A 17,650-nucleotide genomic window follows, 5' to 3' on the forward strand; every position below is an offset into this window, starting at 1 on the left:
ACCGGCCTTTTTGCGCTATAGAGTGATGCACTCTTTTAGTTCAAATAAAATCTGGTTTTTTCTTTACTTTCAACGCTTTATAGTTTGCTAGTGTTAAAGTGGGACTAAATTAGAACAACAATCAAATGTTGTAAATCTTGGCATAGATGCCAGTTAAGTCTGTTCTTACAAGAACAGGTCGGGTCAAAGATCAGCAAGCTGAGGAACCCCATGGCTTACTCTTATTCTGAAAAGAAACGTATCCGTAAGGATTTTGGTAAACGTCCACAAGTTTTGGATATACCTTTCTTACTATCTACACAGTTAGAATCGTTTAAAAAATTCTTAGTGCCTGACGCTGATGGCGATCATGGTTTGGAAGCAGCCTTCCGTTCTGTGTTCCCAATTAAAAGCTACTCAGGAAATTCTGAGCTGCAATACGTAAGTTATCGTATTGGCGAGCCAGTTTTCGATGTAAAAGAATGTCAAATTCGCGGTGTGACTTATTCTGCTCCACTTCGCGTGAAATTGCGTCTTGTAGTTATGGACAAAGAAGCTCCAGGCACAGTTAAAGACATTAAAGAGCAAGAAGTTTACATGGGCGAAATTCCGCTCATGACCGATACCGGTACCTTTGTAATCAATGGTACAGAGCGTGTTATCGTTTCTCAGCTACACCGTAGCCCTGGTGTATTCTTTGATAACGACCGCGGTAAAACTCACTCATCGGGTAAAGTGTTATATAACGCACGTGTTATCCCATATCGTGGTTCATGGTTAGACTTTGAATTTGATGCAAAAGATAACTTATATGTACGTATTGACCGTCGTCGTAAATTACCGGCGTCTATTATCTTACGTGCACTTGAGTACTCGAGTGAAGACATTCTTGGTATTTTCTTCGACAACACTACGTTTGAAGTAACTGACGGTAAAGTTCTTATGGAACTGGTACCTTCACGTTTACGTGGTGAAACCGCCGCTTTTGATATTAAGAGCGAAGACGGTGAAGTGTTTGTTGAAAGTGGTCGTCGTGTTACGGCTCGCCATATCAAGAACATCGAGAAAAAAGGCATTAAGCAATTAGAAGTACCACATGAGTACATCATTGGTCGTGTATTAGCGAAAAACTATGTTGATGAGTCAACAGGTGAAGTTGTAGCTAATGCAAATGACGAGCTAACGCTTGAATTAATGGCTGAATTGGTTAAAGCCGGTCACACTAAAATTGATACGTTATATATCAATGAAGTGGACAGCGGTGCTTACATGTCAAATACCTTGAACATTGACTCTTCAAGCAGCCGTTTAGAAGCATTAGTAGAAATTTATCGCATGATGCGCCCAGGCGAGCCACCGACGAAAGACGCGGCTGAAGCCTTATTCCAGAACTTGTTCTTCTCAGAAGAGCGCTATGACTTATCAACGGTAGGTCGTATGAAGTTCAATAGCCGTGTTGGTTACGATACCGATACAGGCCCAGGCACATTAAGCAAAGAAGACATCGTGTCGGTTATGAAGGTATTGATTGCTATTCGTAACGGTGTTGGCGATGTAGATGATATTGACCACTTAGGCAACCGTCGTATACGTAGTGTTGGCGAAATGGCTGAGAACCAATTCCGTGTAGGTTTAGTGCGTGTAGAACGTGCTGTACGTGAGCGTTTAAGCTTAGGTGACCTAGATGCGATAATGCCACAAGATCTTATTAACGCTAAGCCTATTTCGGCAGCGGTTAAAGAGTTCTTCGGCTCGTCTCAGTTATCACAGTTTATGGACCAAAATAACCCGCTATCAGAAGTAACGCATAAGCGTCGTATTTCTGCATTAGGGCCGGGCGGTCTAACTCGTGAGCGCGCAGGCTTTGAAGTACGTGACGTTCACGTAACTCACTATGGTCGCGTATGTCCAATCGAGACTCCTGAGGGTCCAAACATCGGTCTAATTAACTCATTATCTACGTACGCACGTACTAATGATTATGGTTTCTTAGAAACACCTTACCGCAAAGTGGTAGACGGTGTTGTAACTGATGAAGTTGATTACCTATCAGCCATTGAAGAAGGTCAGTTTGTTATCGCACAGGCGAACTCAAACTTAACCGAAACCAATGAGTTTGTAGATGAACTTATTCCATGTCGTCACAAAGGTGAATCTACCTTTATGGGACGTATGGACCAGCAATATATGGATGTATCACCACAACAGGTGATCTCTGTAGCGGCAGCACTTATCCCGTTCCTAGAACACGATGATGCTAACCGTGCATTGATGGGTTCAAACATGCAACGTCAAGCAGTACCAACATTGAAAGCGGATAAGCCGTTAGTAGGTACTGGTATTGAGCTAACACTAGCGAAAGACTCTGGTGTTACTATCGTTGCAAAACGTGGTGGTGAAGTAATGTATTGTGACGCAAGTCGCATCGTTGTTAATGTACATGAAGAAGAACGCGTTCCAGGCGAAGCGGGCATCGACATTTACAACTTAACCAAATACACACGTTCTAACCAAAATACATGTATTAACCAAAAACCAACTTGTATGGTTGGCGAACCGGTTACTCGTGGCGATGTGTTAGCAGATGGTCCTTCGACTGACTTGGGCGACTTAGCTCTTGGTCAAAACTTGCGCGTGGCATTTATGCCATGGAATGGTTATAACTTCGAGGATTCAATCTTACTTTCAGAGCGCGTAGTTGAAGAAGATCGTCTAACGACTATCCACATTCAAGAACTACAGTGTATTGCCCGTGATACTAAATTAGGTTCTGAAGAGATCACTGCAGATATCCCGAATGTGGGCGAATCTGCACTAGGCAAGCTTGATGAATCAGGCGTTGTTTATATTGGTGCTGAAGTTAAAAGCGGCGATATTCTGGTAGGTAAAGTGACTCCGAAAGGCGAAACGCAATTAACTCCTGAAGAGAAGCTACTACGAGCTATCTTCGGCGAAAAAGCGTCTGACGTTAAAGACAGCTCTTTACGTGTACCAAATTCTGTAACTGGTACTGTAATTGACGTGCAAGTTTTCACCCGTGATGGTGTTGAAAAAGATAAGCGTGCGTTAGAAGTTGAAGAAATGCAGCTTCGCGATGCGAAGAAAGACTTCAACGAAGAGTTCCGTATTCTAGAAGCTGGTGTATTAGACCGTGCGCGTAAGTTACTTATCGCAGCTGGCTTTGATGAAGACAAATTAGCGTTATTAAATGCTGAGAAGCTACTTACGCAAAGCCTTGCTGAAGAAGACAAGCAAGCTGAGCTTGAGCAATTAGCAGCCCAGTATGACGAGCTTAAAGCTGAATACGATAAGAAGTTTGAAAACAAACGTCGTAAAATCACTCAAGGCGATGACCTAGCACCTGGCGTACTTAAGATTGTTAAAGTATACCTAGCTGTTAAGCGTTGTATCCAACCGGGTGATAAAATGGCGGGTCGTCATGGTAACAAAGGTGTTATCTCGACTATCGTACCAGTAGAAGATATGCCATACGATGATAAAGGTCGTACGGTAGATATCGTACTTAACCCACTGGGTGTACCATCACGTATGAACATCGGTCAGATCCTTGAAACACATATGGGTCTAGCTGCACGTGGTATTGGTGAACGCATTGAAGAAATGATGAAAGAGCAACGTGAGCTGCATGAGTTACGCGCCTTCATCAAGCAAGCCTACGAAATTGGCGAATCTCGTCAAGTAGTAGACATTGATAGCTTTACAGATGACGAAATTCGTCGTTTGGCTGAAAACTTAAAAGGTGGTTTACCAATAGCTACTCCAGCATTTGATGGCGCGAAAGAAAACGAAATCAAAGACATGCTAGAGCTTGCGGGCTACCCAAGAAGTGGTCAGGTTACACTTTATGATGGCCGTACTGGCGATCAGTTCGAACGTCAAGTAACCGTTGGTTACATGTACATGCTGAAACTGAATCACTTAGTTGATGACAAAATGCATGCGCGTTCTACTGGTTCTTATAGCCTTGTTACTCAGCAGCCGCTGGGTGGTAAAGCACAGTTCGGTGGCCAGCGTTTTGGTGAGATGGAAGTATGGGCACTTGAAGCTTACGGTGCTGCTTACACTCTACAAGAAATGCTAACAGTGAAATCGGATGACGTGAACGGTCGTACTAAGATGTATAAAAACATCGTTGATGGTAACCATAAAATGGAACCAGGTATGCCAGAATCGTTTAACGTATTGTTAAAAGAAATCCGCTCACTGGGTATCAACATCGAGTTGGAAGAAAATTAAGCCAATTAGATGCTGCAGTTAACGCTGCAGCATCTGTTACGGCCGAATAGAATGTAGGGACGAGACTACCCGTCCTCAAGATTAACTCCGACAGGAGAGCTAAGGTGAAAGACTTACTTAAGTTTCTGAAGCAACAAAATAAGACCGAAGAATTCGATGCAATTCGCATTGGTCTTGCTTCACCAGACATGGTTCGTTCGTGGTCATACGGTGAAGTAAAGAAACCTGAGACTATTAACTACCGTACTTTCAAGCCTGAGCGCGATGGCTTATTCTGTGCCCGTATTTTCGGCCCAGTGAAAGATTATGAATGCTTATGTGGTAAATATAAGCGTCTTAAACACCGCGGTGTGATCTGTGAGAAGTGTGGCGTTGAAGTTACACTCACTAAAGTGCGACGCGATCGTATGGGTCATATTGACCTTGCGAGCCCAGTTGCGCATATTTGGTTTTTAAAATCATTACCGTCACGTATCGGCTTAATGCTAGATATGACGCTTCGTGATATTGAACGTGTTCTTTACTTCGAATCATTCGTAGTAACTGAGCCTGGTATGACAACGCTTGAGCGTGGTCAGCTATTAGGTGAAGAAGAATACTTAGATGCACTTGAAGAGCATGGTGATGAATTTGAAGCTAAGATGGGTGCTGAAGCAGTTTTAGACTTGCTTCGTGAACTCGATCTTGCACAATTAATTGCTGAAATGCGTGAAGAGTTACCAACAATTAACTCTGAAACTAAGCGTAAAAAAATCACCAAACGTCTTAAGTTAATGGAATCGTTCCACCAATCAGGTAACAACCCTGAGTGGATGATCATGACAGTACTTCCAGTATTGCCACCTGATCTACGCCCATTAGTACCACTAGACGGTGGTCGTTTTGCGACGTCTGATCTAAATGACCTTTACCGTCGTGTTATTAACCGTAATAACCGTCTTAAGCGTCTATTAGATTTAGCAGCACCAGATATTATCGTACGCAACGAAAAACGTATGTTACAAGAAGCGGTAGATGCGCTACTTGATAACGGTCGTCGTGGTCGTGCAATTACAGGTTCTAACAAACGTCCTCTTAAATCTCTTGCCGATATGATCAAGGGTAAGCAAGGTCGTTTCCGTCAGAACTTACTTGGTAAGCGTGTGGATTATTCAGGCCGTTCTGTAATTACAGTGGGTCCTACACTTAAGCTTCACCAATGTGGTCTTCCTAAGAAGATGGCACTTGAGCTATTCAAACCATTTATCTATGGCAAATTAGAGCGTCGCGGCATGGCTACGACAATCAAAGCTGCGAAGAAGATGGTTGAACGTGAAATGCCGGAAGTATGGGATGTGCTTGACGAAGTAATTCGTGAACATCCAGTATTACTTAACCGTGCACCAACACTTCACCGTTTGGGTATCCAAGCGTTTGAACCTGTGCTTATCGAAGGTAAAGCGATTCATTTGCATCCATTAGTATGTGCGGCCTACAACGCCGATTTCGATGGTGACCAAATGGCGGTACACGTACCGCTAACAATTGAAGCGCAGCTTGAAGCTCGTGCCTTAATGATGTCTACAAACAACATTCTATCTCCTGCGAATGGTGAGCCAATCATCGTTCCTTCACAGGATGTTGTATTGGGTCTTTATTACATGACTCGTGACCGTATTAACGCTAAAGGCGAAGGCGCGATATTTAAAGATCCAAAAGAAGCAGAAAAAGCATACCGTAGTGGCAATGCAGACCTTCACGCAATTGTGAAAGTACGTATTAGTCAATCAGTTAAAAACGAAAACGGTGTAGTAGAAGATACTATCACTGTTATTGATACAACTGTTGGTCGTGCAATTCTGTCGCTAATTTTACCAAAAGGCATGCCGTATGAGTCAATCAATCAGCCGCTAGGTAAAAAGCAGATTTCTGGCTTAATTAATGAGTGTTACCGTCGTCTTGGTCTTAAAGACACAGTTATGTTTGCTGACCAAATTATGTACACCGGTTTCCATTATGCAATGAAGTCAGGTGTTTCAATCGGTATTGATGACTTAGTTATCCCACCGGTTAAAGCGCAGATCATTGAAGCAGCTGAAGCTGAAGTTACTGAAATCAACCAACAATTCCAATCAGGTCTTGTAACGGCTGGTGAAAAGTACAATAAAGTTATCGATATTTGGTCACGTGTAAATGAAAACTTATCACGTGAGATGATGTCTAACTTGTCGAAAGACACAGTTATTAATGCACAAGGTGAAGAAGTAGAGCAAGCGTCATTTAACTCAGTGTTTATGATGGCCGACTCAGGTGCTCGTGGTAGTGCTGCTCAGATCCGTCAGTTGGCGGGTATGCGTGGTCTAATGGCACGTCCAGATGGTTCAATCATCGAGACACCAATCACAGCTAACTTCCGTGAAGGTCTAAACGTACTTCAGTACTTCATCTCAACGCATGGTGCGCGTAAAGGTCTTGCCGATACAGCACTTAAAACAGCTAACTCTGGTTACCTAACGCGTCGTCTAGTAGACGTTGCACAAGATTTGGTAATCAATGAAGATGACTGTGGCACAGAAGATGGCTTAACAATGAAACCGCTTATTGAAGGTGGTGATGTTGTAGAAGCGCTTCGTGAACGTGTTCTAGGTCGTGTTGTTGCTGAAGATATTGTTATTCCAGGTACTAATACAGTACTTGTTGAACGTAACATTATGCTTGACGAAAAACTGTGTGACCTTTTAGAAGAGCATTCAGTAGATGAAGTTCGCGTACGTTCTGTTATCACGTGTGATAATGACTTTGGTGTTTGTGCTAACTGTTACGGTCGTGACCTAGCACGTGGCCATATCATCAACGCAGGTGAATCAGTAGGTGTTATCGCGGCACAATCAATTGGTGAGCCAGGTACACAGTTAACGATGCGTACATTCCACATCGGTGGTGCGGCATCTAGAGCGTCTGCTGAGAATAATGTACAAGTTAAAACTAACGGTACATTAAAGCTTCACAACGCTAAGTACGTATTAAATACAGACGGTAAGATTGCTATTATTTCGCGTTCTACGGAAATTACTATCATTGATAGTTATGGCCGTGAAAAAGAGCGTTATAAAGTACCTTACGGTGCAGTATTAACAGTACAAGACAATGCAGAAGTTCAAGGTAACGACATCGTTGCTACTTGGGACCCGCATAGTCACCCAATCGTACTTGAGCATAAGTCAAAAGTATCGTTCAGCGATATCGATGACTCGAATACTGAAACACAGACAGATGAACTAACCGGTTTAACCCGTATAGTTGTTAAAGATCTTTCTAAAGCGAATGCGAAAGAACCTAAGCTTATCATTGAAAGTGAAGAGCGCGGCTTACAAGAAACACGTCTACCTTCATTCACTACGATTGAAGTAGTTGACGGCACGACAGTAAACCCAGGTGACGTATTAGCACGTATTCCGCAAGAAGGGTCGAAAACTCGTGATATCACGGGTGGTCTACCACGCGTAGCCGATTTATTCGAAGCTCGTAAACCGAAAGAACCAGCTATTTTAGCTGAAGTTACCGGTACAATTAGCTTTGGTAAAGAGACTAAAGGTAAGAAGCGTTTAGTTATTACTCCAGATGAAGGTGATCATTACGAAGAGATGATCCCTAAATGGCGTCAACTTAACGTGTTTGAAGGTGAACGAGTGTCTAAAGGTGAAGTTATCGCCGATGGTCCAGAATCACCGCATGACATCTTACGCTTACGTGGTGTGACTCATGTTGCTAACTACATTGTTAACGAAGTGCAAGAGGTTTACCGTTTGCAAGGCGTTAAGATCAATGACAAGCACATTGAAACTATTATTCGTCAAATGTTACGTAAATGTACCATTATGCACGGTGGTGATACTGACTTCTTAGCCGGTGAGCAAATTGAAGTGGCACGCGTTAATATCGCAAACCGCGACCTTGAAGCTCAAGGTAAGATCCCAGCTAAGTTTGAAATCCAGTTAATGGGTATCACAAAAGCATCACTAGCAACAGAATCTTTCATCTCTGCAGCCTCTTTCCAAGAGACAACACGTGTTTTAACCGACGCAGCAGTGAATGGTAAGAGCGATGAGTTACGCGGTCTGAAAGAAAACGTAATAGTGGGTCGTTTGATCCCAGCCGGTACCGGCTTTTCGTATCATCAAGAACGTATGGCTCGCCGTAAGCAAAGAAATGTAGTAGAAGAGCAGACTGTAAGTGCAGAAGAGGCAACTCAAGCGCTAACTGATGCTTTAAATGCGGATTTATCTGGAAATCAATAAACTAAACCAAATCAATAGATTAGGTTTTCGCAAGGTAGATATCTTCTACCTTGCGAGCGGTTTAGGTTGACAGGTCAATCTTTGCTCATTAAAATTCCGCCACCCATTTACCTGTGCGTTTAAAACAAACTTGTAAAAACGGGCGGATTTTTTATTTTTTCAGTAGTAATTCTAATTTCAGGAGCTATTTAAATGGCAACTATTAACCAGCTAGTGCGTAAGCCACGCCGTAGCAAGGTTACGAAAAGTAACTCAGCTGCGCTTAAAGCGTGTCCGCAAAAGCGCGGTGTATGTACTCGCGTATATACAACTACACCTAAGAAACCAAACTCGGCGTTACGTAAAGTAGCTCGTGTACGTTTAACTAACGGTTTCGAAGTAACTTCATACATTGGTGGAGAAGGTCATAACCTTCAAGAGCACAGTGTAATCCTAATCCGTGGTGGTCGTGTTAAAGATTTACCAGGTGTGCGTTTTCACACCGTTCGTGGTGCACTTGACTGTGCAGGCGTTAGCGATCGTCGCCAAGCTCGTTCTAAATACGGTACTAAACGCCCTAAAGGCTAATAGTTCTCCGTTAGTAAGGCCAAGCACTAAATATTTTTAATTATTGTTTTGGGTTATTGACTCGATAAGAGCAAACCTGAATAAACCGGAGATACAAAATGCCTAGAAGACGCGTAATAGGTCAACGTAAAATTCTTCCAGATCCTAAGTTCGGATCGGAGCTTCTTGCGAAATTCGTAAACATCGTAATGTTAGATGGCAAGAAATCTACTGCTGAAAAAATCGTTTATGGTGCGCTAAATGTGGCTGCTGAGAAATCAGGCAAGTCGCACCTAGAAATCTTTGAAACGGCACTTGATAATATCCGCCCACAGGTAGAAGTTAAATCTCGCCGTGTTGGTGGTTCAACTTACCAAGTACCAGTTGAAGTACGTCCAGTTCGTCGTAACGCATTAGGTATGCGTTGGTTAGTAGACGCTGCTCGTAAGCGTGGCGAAAAATCTATGGGCTTACGTTTAGCTCAAGAAATCGTTGACGCTGCTGACAACAAAGGCACTGCGGTTAAGAAACGTGAAGACGTTCACCGTATGGCTGAAGCGAATAAAGCATTCGCTCATTACCGTTGGTAATCTGCCCTTAACCTTTAAGAGGATTTTATGGCACGTACAACTCCACTTGAGCGCTATCGTAATATCGGTATTTGTGCTCACGTAGATGCAGGCAAAACCACCACAACAGAACGTATTCTGTTTTACACGGGTCTTTCTCATAAGATCGGTGAAACGCATGATGGTGCTGCAACTATGGACTGGATGGAGCAGGAACAAGAGCGTGGTATCACAATCACTTCTGCTGCAACTACGTGTTTCTGGAAAGGGATGGACGCTCAATTTGACGCTCATCGTATCAATATTATTGATACTCCAGGACACGTTGATTTCACTATCGAAGTAGAGCGTTCTTTACGCGTATTAGATGGTGCGGTAGTTGTTCTTTGTGCTTCATCTGGTGTACAGCCGCAAACTGAGACAGTTTGGCGTCAAGCGAACAAATACGAAGTTCCAAGAATGATCTTCGTAAACAAAATGGATCGCACAGGCGCTGACTTCTTTGCAGTTGTTGACCAGGTGAAATCTCGTCTTGGAGCAACGCCTGTTCCAATTCAGTTGCCAATAGGCGCTGAAGACGGCTTTAAAGGTGTTATTGACCTAATCAAGATGAAAGCTATTAACTGGAACGAAGCGGACCAGGGAATGACTTTCACTTATGAGGCAATACCGGCAGAACTTCAGGAATTAGCCGATGAATGGCGCTCTCATTTAGTTGAAAGTGCTGCAGAAGCTACTGAAGAACTAATGGATAAATACTTAGAGGGTGAAGAGTTAAGTGAAGCCGAAATAAAAGAAGCTTTACGCCAACGTACATTAGCAAACGACATTGTTCCTATGACGTGTGGTAGCGCATTTAAAAACAAAGGTGTTCAAGCGGTGCTTGATTGCGTTGTTGAATACATGCCTGCCCCAACGCAAGTGAAACAAATTCAAGGTATCCTAGAAGATGGTACCGAAGAAGAGCGTCCTGCTGATGATAAAGCGCCGTTTGCTGCACTTGCATTTAAAATTGCAACGGACCCGTTTGTTGGCACCTTAACTTTTTTCCGTGTTTACTCTGGTACAGTTAAACAGGGTGACGCGGTATACAACCCAGTTAAAAGTAAGCGTGAGCGTCTTGGTCGTATCGTACAGATGCATTCAAACTCACGTGAAGAGATCAAAGAAGTCTTCGCAGGCGACATCGCGGCGGCTATTGGTCTCAAAGACGTAACAACAGGTGAAACACTGTGTGATCCGAAATCCATTATTACGCTTGAGCGTATGGAATTTCCTGAACCAGTAATCTCTGTTGCGGTTGAGCCTCGCACAATCGCTGACCAAGATAAGATGGGGATCGCGCTGGGTAAACTAGCGGCTGAAGATCCATCTTTTCGTGTACAAACCGACGAAGAATCGGGTCAGATTATAATATCTGGCATGGGTGAACTTCACCTCGATATCCTCGTCGAACGTATGAAACGTGAATTCAGTGTTGAATGTAACGTTGGTAAGCCGCAGGTTGCATACCGAGAAGCTATCCGTTCAACTGTTAAAGTTGAAGGTAAGTTTATACGTCAATCAGGTGGTCGTGGTCAATATGGTCACGTCTGGCTTAAACTTGAACCGATGGATATTACGGATGACGAAGCACCAATTTACGAGTTCGTTAACGAAACTGTAGGTGGTTCTATTCCCAAAGAATACGTCCCTGCGGTAGACAAAGGCATCCAAGAGCAAATGTCTCAAGGTGTGCTGGCAGGCTACCCATTACTTGGCGTTAAAGCGACTTTATATGATGGTTCATTCCATGATGTAGACTCGAATGAAATGGCATTTAAAATAGCAGGTTCATTGGCAATGAAGCAAGGCGCGCTGCAAGCGAGCCCGGTACTTTTAGAGCCAGTAATGAAGGTTGAAGTACTCACTCCTGAAGCAAACATGGGTGATGTAGTTGGTGACTTAAACCGTCGCCGCGGCATGATCGAAGGCATGGAAGATGCATTAGGTGGACTGAAGCAAATTAATGCACAGGTTCCCCTTTCTGAAATGTTTGGTTATGCTACTGACTTACGATCTGCAACACAGGGTCGTGCTTCATACTCTATGGAGTTTTTGAAGTACGCCGAAGCATCGAAACATGTTGCAGAGACAATAATTTCAGCTCGCGCTGTAATATGATTTTTAGCTTGTTTAACTCAATAGTGAGTTAGACTTTAATTTCTTTATAGGAATTTTTTAAGATGGCAAAAGCAAAGTTTGAACGCGTAAAACCGCATGTAAACGTAGGTACAATCGGCCACGTTGACCACGGTAAAACTACACTAACTGCAGCAATCACTAACGTACTTGCAAAAGTATACGGCGGTGTTGCTAAAGATTTCGCATCAATCGATAACGCTCCAGAAGAGCGCGAACGTGGTATCACTATTTCAACGTCTCACGTTGAATACGATACACCTACACGTCACTACGCACACGTAGATTGTCCTGGTCACGCCGATTATGTTAAAAACATGATCACTGGTGCTGCTCAAATGGATGGCGCTATCTTAGTAGTTGCTGCGACTGATGGCCCTATGCCACAAACGCGTGAGCACATCCTACTTTCTCGTCAAGTTGGCGTTCCTTACATCATCGTGTTCATGAACAAATGTGACATGGTTGATGACGAAGAGCTACTTGAGCTAGTAGAAATGGAAGTTCGTGAACTTCTTTCAGAATACGATTTCCCAGGTGATGACTTACCACTAATTCAAGGTTCAGCACTTAAAGCGCTTGAAGGCGAGAAAGAGTGGGAAGATAAGATTGTTGAGCTTGCAAACGCACTTGATTCTTACATTCCAGAGCCAGAGCGTGACATCGATAAAGCATTCATCATGCCTATCGAAGACGTTTTCTCAATCCAAGGCCGTGGTACTGTTGTAACTGGTCGTGTTGAAGCTGGTATTATCCGCATCAACGACGAGATTGAAATTGTTGGTATCCGTGATACAACTAAGTCAATCTGTACTGGTGTTGAAATGTTCCGTAAACTGCTTGACGAAGGTCGTGCTGGTGAGAACATTGGTGCACTTTTACGTGGTACTAAGCGTGAAGACGTTGAACGTGGTCAAGTACTAGCTAAGCCTGGTTCAATCAAGCCACACACTACTTTTGAATCAGAAGTATACGTACTTTCAAAAGATGAAGGTGGTCGTCATACTCCATTCTTCAAAGGTTACCGTCCACAGTTCTACTTCCGTACAACTGACGTAACTGGTGACGTACAGTTACCAGAAGGCGTAGAAATGGTAATGCCAGGTGATAACGTTAAGATGACAGTTACTCTAATCGCGCCAATCGCGATGGACGAAGGTCTTCGTTTCGCTATCCGTGAAGGTGGTCGTACTGTAGGCGCTGGCGTTGTTGCAAACATCGTAGCGTAATAATTAGCCTAGCTAATTAGTACTAAAAAAACCGAGCTTATGCTCGGTTTTTTAATGCCTGATATAAAGTAAACCTTTCAGAACCTAGCTATAAAAAGAGTGCTTAGTGATTTTAAGAGGGGCTATTTAGGCAGGCTTACGGTGGGGTAGCTAAGTGGTGTTTTGTCGCTGTGATTGATACTGTGTACTGTATTGGCATTGTAAGAAGTAAGGCTGGGCTGTAGTGCTAAATTAAAGTCCTGTTATTACCTTTGCTACATTAAGTCACTTAGGCTTGATTGGTTGGCTAATACTCTATTTTAACTTTGGTCATTTATATTTATGGCTGGGATCAAAAACGCCAGCGTTAAGCTGGCGTTTGTTATGCGAGGTTAAAGCTATTATGCTTTAGGTCCTGCATTTTTAATTTCGTCTGATACGTCATATTTAGTGAAGTTTTCAGTGAAATCGGCTGCAAGTTTAGCTGCATATTCAGCATACTTAGCTTTGTCTTCCCAGGTATTAATTGGGTTAAGTAAGTTGCTGTCTACACCTGGAACGGCTACCGGTACGTCTAGGTTTAAAACATCAATGTGTTGAGTTTCTACGCCAGCTAATTTACCCGATACAATAGCATCTACTACAGCACGTGTAGTTGGAATATCAAAACGCTTACCAGTACCGTAAGGGCCGCCAGTCCAACCTGTGTTAACTAGGTATACTTTAGCGCCAAACTCACGTACACGCTTCATTAGAAGCTCAGCATAAACACCTGCTGGACGTGGGAAGAATGGTGCGCCAAAACAAGTTGAGAATGTTGACTCAATATCGCTTGTAGAACCAATCTCAGTAGAGCCTACTTTTGCAGTGTAGCCACTTAAGAAGTGAAATGCTGCCGCTTCTTCAGTCAATATTGATACTGGAGGAAGTACACCACTTACGTCACACGTTAAAAATACCACTGCTTTTGGCTCGCCTGCGCGGTTTTCTACTTTACGTTTTTCAACGTGCTCAAGAGGGTACGCAGCACGGCTATTTTGTGTAAGGCTAGTATCGTTAAAATCAGGTACACGATTTTCATCAAGCACTACGTTTTCTAAAATAGTACCAAAGCGGATCGCATCCCAAATAACAGGTTCATTTTTTTGTGATAGGTCGATACATTTAGCGTAACAGCCGCCTTCAATGTTAAACACACTACCAGGTGCCCAGCCATGTTCGTCATCGCCAATTAAAAAGCGAGTTGGATCTGCTGAAAGTGTTGTTTTACCTGTACCAGATAAGCCAAAGAATAAAGCGGTATCGCCTGCTTCACCTACGTTTGCAGAGCAGTGCATTGGTAATACACCTTTCGCTGGAAGTAGGAAGTTCTGTACAGAGAACATTGATTTTTTCATTTCACCGGCATAACGCATGCCAGCAAGTAATACTTTACGTTGTGCAAAGTTAATGAGTACCGTACCGTCACTGTTTGTGCCATCGCGCTCAGGCTCACATACAAATGAAGGAACGTTCATTACTTGCCACTGAGGTACGTCAGATGAGTTGTAAGATTTAGGTTGAATAAACATATTTTTAGCAAAAATATGATGCCATGCAGTTTCTGTAGTAACAACAACAGGTAGATAGTGCTCTGGATCAGCGCCTACTTCAAGGTGAGAGATGAAGTGATCATTACTTTGTACATACGCTTCTACGCGTGCCCACAAAGCATCAAACTTATCTGCGTCGAATGGGCGATTTACGTTGCCCCATTGGATTTCGTTTTCAGTACTAGATTCTTGAACAATAAAGCGATCTTTTGGAGAACGACCGGTGCGATGACCAGTATTTGCTACAAAAGCACCATTGGCTGCTAAAGTACCCTCGCCACGACGGATCGCGTGTTCGACAAGTTCAGCTGCAGTTAGATCGACAAAACGAGTAGCGCTTGAAGTCATGTTTATACCTAAATTGTGTGAGATTGAACGGGATAGCCTGGGTCTTGTTAACCTTTAAGCTGCGATTATAGTAACAGATGAGCTAAGGATATTCGAGCTTATGAAGGTGTTAAAAACACATATATTGGGTAAAAAACATGAATAATTTCAATGACACCGGTATCATAAAAACGGCTATTTTTATGATACCGGTGTCATTTTAAAATTATAAAAAAAGCCGCATAGCATGTGACTTTTTTATAATTTAGATTTAATGCGTGATTAGTTAAAAATGTTTTTCACATCTTGCTCATCAAAAAGATAATCTTTTAGACAGTAATGGCAGCTAATTTTGATTTCGCCATGCTCAGCAACATCATCAAGTAGCGCTTGTTGGCCAATATTAACTAATGCAGTCATGGTTTTTTCGCGGGTACAACCACACTTAAATTGAATGCTTTGTGGCTCAAACACACGCGGGTTATCTTCGTGGTACAGACGAGTTAGGACGGTGTTAGCATCAAGCTCTAATAGTTCTTCATCTTTAATGGTATGGCTAAGAGCTTCTAAGTGGGCAAAGTCTTCAATAGATTTTTGTTTATCAACGGGTAAAACTTGTAAAAATAAACCACAAGCTTTGGCATTTCCCTCGGTTGTATCGGTTGCAAACCAAAGACGCGTTTTTAATTGCTCTGATTGCTCAAAGTAAGCCTCTATACATTCACTTAAGGTTTCATGCTCTAAAGGCACTATACCTTGATAGCGCTCCCCTTTAGTTGGCGTAATAGTAATAACCATATAGCCTTGGCCTATCAACTCTTTTACTGTGCTACCTGTTACTTCACTTTGTAAGCGAGCTATACCACGCATGTTTTGTTTATCGTCGCCATTAATTACCGCGTATTTAACCGGCCCATCACCTTGTAGTTGAACCGCTATTTCGCCTTCAAATTTTAAGGTGGCTGTTAATAAACAGGTCGCAACAAGCAGTTCACCCAATAATGCTTTAACTGCATCAGGGTAATTATGATTGGCGATCATTTCGTTGTAGGCATTCTCAATTTGTACGAGTTCGCCACGAACATCGAGATTGTCGAATAAATAACGGTGGAGTAAATCTTGTTGCATGAGCGACTATACCTAACTTAATTTCAATTTTAAAAGTTCGCGTCTTTGCTTCTTATCCGGTTTTTTATCCGGATGAGGTGCAAAAAGGCTGTTATTTTTGCGCGCGATAGAATTTTCTTCGCGTTTAGCAATACTAGCATCAGATTCTTGATACAAGGTCTGTGCAATGGGGGCGCTTTGGCGTTTTTCAAGTATTTTGAGCACAGTTACTATTTTTTCATCTACCCCTTGGGCTAATTTTATAGTTGCGCCTATTTCTACTATTTTACCTGCTTTGGTACGCTGGCCATTATAATGCACTTTTCCGCCTTGTACCATTTCGCGAGCCGCAGCACGTGTTTTATAAAATCGTGCCGCCCATAACCATTTGTCTAATCTAATTTTTAGCTCATCTTTATGTTCTAAATTAGGGTTAGCATTACTTTTTTTAGCCATAAAGCACCTTTAATAAGTGTTTGCCTAGATTTTAAAATTTACCATAAAAGCTATTTGCGATGAAGGATTACTACAACAGTTGTTTTTATGCAGCGGCTAAATTAAAATCAATCTGTTTACAAAGTTTAATATTAGCATGCTTGTTGAATGAAAAATGAAAAGGTACTATGCATAGCGATTAGGTAAAAACTAAAATAAGAATACTATTTATGGAACAGCAAGTTCAACAATTTAAACATTTTATAAGCCGTTTACCGCATGCCAAATTGAGTGCGGTTGTTACATTATTAGTTGTTGTTTATATTGCTTTTTTATCGTCTAAACTCGTTTGGCTTATGTGGCCAAATCCTATTGTGTCACCACTCACGCCAATCTACTACGGACAACATTCAACTGCAGCAAGTAACAATTATTCTCAACATATAATTGAGCAATTTATATTTGGTAAAGTAATTGTTAAAAGCAAGAGCGATGATCACGCTGCAAAAGTTGTAAATGATGCCCCTGAAACGCGCTTAAGTATTAATCTTACTGGTATTGTTGCAGTAAGTAACGACGATAAAGCGGGGCTCGCTATTATAGAGTCACAAGGCAAGCAAGAAACCTACCTAGTAGATGAAGCAGTGCAAGGGACGCGAGCTAAACTAGCGCAGATATTACCCGACCGCGTTATTTTAACGGTAAACGGACGATTTGAAACATTAATGTTGGATGGTCTCGACTTTACAAAAACAGTATCTATGCCGGTTTTAGCTGCACGTGATGAAGCTGAAATGGGCCCACAATTAGGGCCTGCCCCAAGTGAGCAACAAATAGATGTAACTGCCGATCCAAACATTAAGCAGGCTTTAATCGAAACCCGTGAAGAGTTGCTCGAAGAGCCCGGTAAGTTATTTGACTATATTCGCGTGTCACAAGCGATGAGCGATGGGGAACTTATTGGTTATCGCTTGAGTCCAGGTAAAGAGCCTGAGCTATTTAAGCAGATGGGATTACAAAATAACGATTTAGCTGTTGCAATTAATGGCTATCAACTAACAGATTTAAAACAGGCCATGGCAGCCATTAATGAGCTGCGTAACAGTACAGATGCCACTATCACTATTGAACGTGATAACCAGCAAATAGACGTACAATTTAGTCTGCAATAA

At 42.4% G+C, this 17,650-nt stretch carries 10 protein-coding genes; 7 read left to right on the forward strand and 3 right to left on the reverse strand.

What is annotated here, in order from left to right; all coding sequences use genetic code 11:
• The first annotated feature begins 210 nt into the window (after nucleotides 1-210).
• The 6 genes from rpoB to tuf all read left to right on the forward strand — a co-directional run bounded on the left by rpoB (nucleotide 211) and on the right by tuf (nucleotide 13,038).
• Complete coding sequence (rpoB, locus tag AAEY55_RS06565; RefSeq protein WP_086995185.1) at nucleotides 211-4,236, forward strand: DNA-directed RNA polymerase subunit beta; 4,026 nt, start codon at nucleotides 211-213, stop codon at nucleotides 4,234-4,236.
• Between the two features lie 104 nt (nucleotides 4,237-4,340).
• Entirely contained in the window at nucleotides 4,341-8,513 is a 4,173-nt protein-coding gene (rpoC, locus tag AAEY55_RS06570) for a DNA-directed RNA polymerase subunit beta' (protein WP_350550567.1), read from the forward strand.
• Nucleotides 8,514-8,705: 192 nt separating this feature from the next.
• Nucleotides 8,706-9,080, forward strand: a complete 375-nt coding sequence (gene rpsL, locus AAEY55_RS06575; RefSeq protein WP_008165517.1) for a 30S ribosomal protein S12 — start codon at nucleotides 8,706-8,708, stop codon at nucleotides 9,078-9,080.
• A 98-nt stretch (nucleotides 9,081-9,178) separates the two neighbouring features.
• The gene (gene rpsG / locus AAEY55_RS06580; RefSeq protein ID WP_011326942.1) at nucleotides 9,179-9,649 is read left to right on the forward strand and encodes a 30S ribosomal protein S7; all 471 of its coding nucleotides are present in this window, start codon (nucleotides 9,179-9,181) and stop codon (nucleotides 9,647-9,649) included.
• 27 nt (nucleotides 9,650-9,676) lie between these two features.
• Nucleotides 9,677-11,791 (forward strand): elongation factor G, encoded by a 2,115-nt coding sequence (gene fusA, locus AAEY55_RS06585; RefSeq protein WP_011326943.1) that lies wholly within the window; start codon nucleotides 9,677-9,679, stop codon nucleotides 11,789-11,791.
• A gap of 62 nt (nucleotides 11,792-11,853) precedes the next feature.
• Nucleotides 11,854-13,038, forward strand: a complete 1,185-nt coding sequence (tuf, locus tag AAEY55_RS06590; RefSeq protein WP_011329538.1) for an elongation factor Tu — start codon at nucleotides 11,854-11,856, stop codon at nucleotides 13,036-13,038.
• A 380-nt stretch (nucleotides 13,039-13,418) separates the two neighbouring features.
• Here the strand turns inward: tuf and AAEY55_RS06595 are convergent, their stop codons facing one another.
• The 3 genes from AAEY55_RS06595 to hslR form a co-directional block, all read right to left on the reverse strand.
• Nucleotides 13,419-14,957, reverse strand: coding sequence for a phosphoenolpyruvate carboxykinase (locus tag AAEY55_RS06595; protein WP_350550569.1), 1,539 nt, complete (start codon nucleotides 14,955-14,957; stop codon nucleotides 13,419-13,421).
• Between the two features lie 261 nt (nucleotides 14,958-15,218).
• Nucleotides 15,219-16,064 carry an Hsp33 family molecular chaperone HslO gene (gene hslO, locus AAEY55_RS06600; protein ID WP_011326946.1) on the reverse strand — a complete coding sequence of 282 codons (846 nt, stop codon included), beginning with the start codon at nucleotides 16,062-16,064 and terminating at the stop codon, nucleotides 15,219-15,221.
• 12 nt (nucleotides 16,065-16,076) lie between these two features.
• Complete coding sequence (gene hslR / locus AAEY55_RS06605; protein ID WP_011326947.1) at nucleotides 16,077-16,499, reverse strand: ribosome-associated heat shock protein Hsp15; 423 nt, start codon at nucleotides 16,497-16,499, stop codon at nucleotides 16,077-16,079.
• A gap of 209 nt (nucleotides 16,500-16,708) precedes the next feature.
• Between hslR and gspC the strand changes: the two genes are divergently transcribed.
• A complete protein-coding gene (gene gspC, locus AAEY55_RS06610; protein WP_182678985.1) occupies nucleotides 16,709-17,650 on the forward strand; it encodes a type II secretion system protein GspC in 942 nt (313 codons plus the stop codon).

Source organism: Pseudoalteromonas sp. 120-MNA-CIBAN-0494 (assembly GCF_040308885.1).
Classification (GTDB): domain Bacteria; phylum Pseudomonadota; class Gammaproteobacteria; order Enterobacterales; family Alteromonadaceae; genus Pseudoalteromonas; species Pseudoalteromonas nigrifaciens.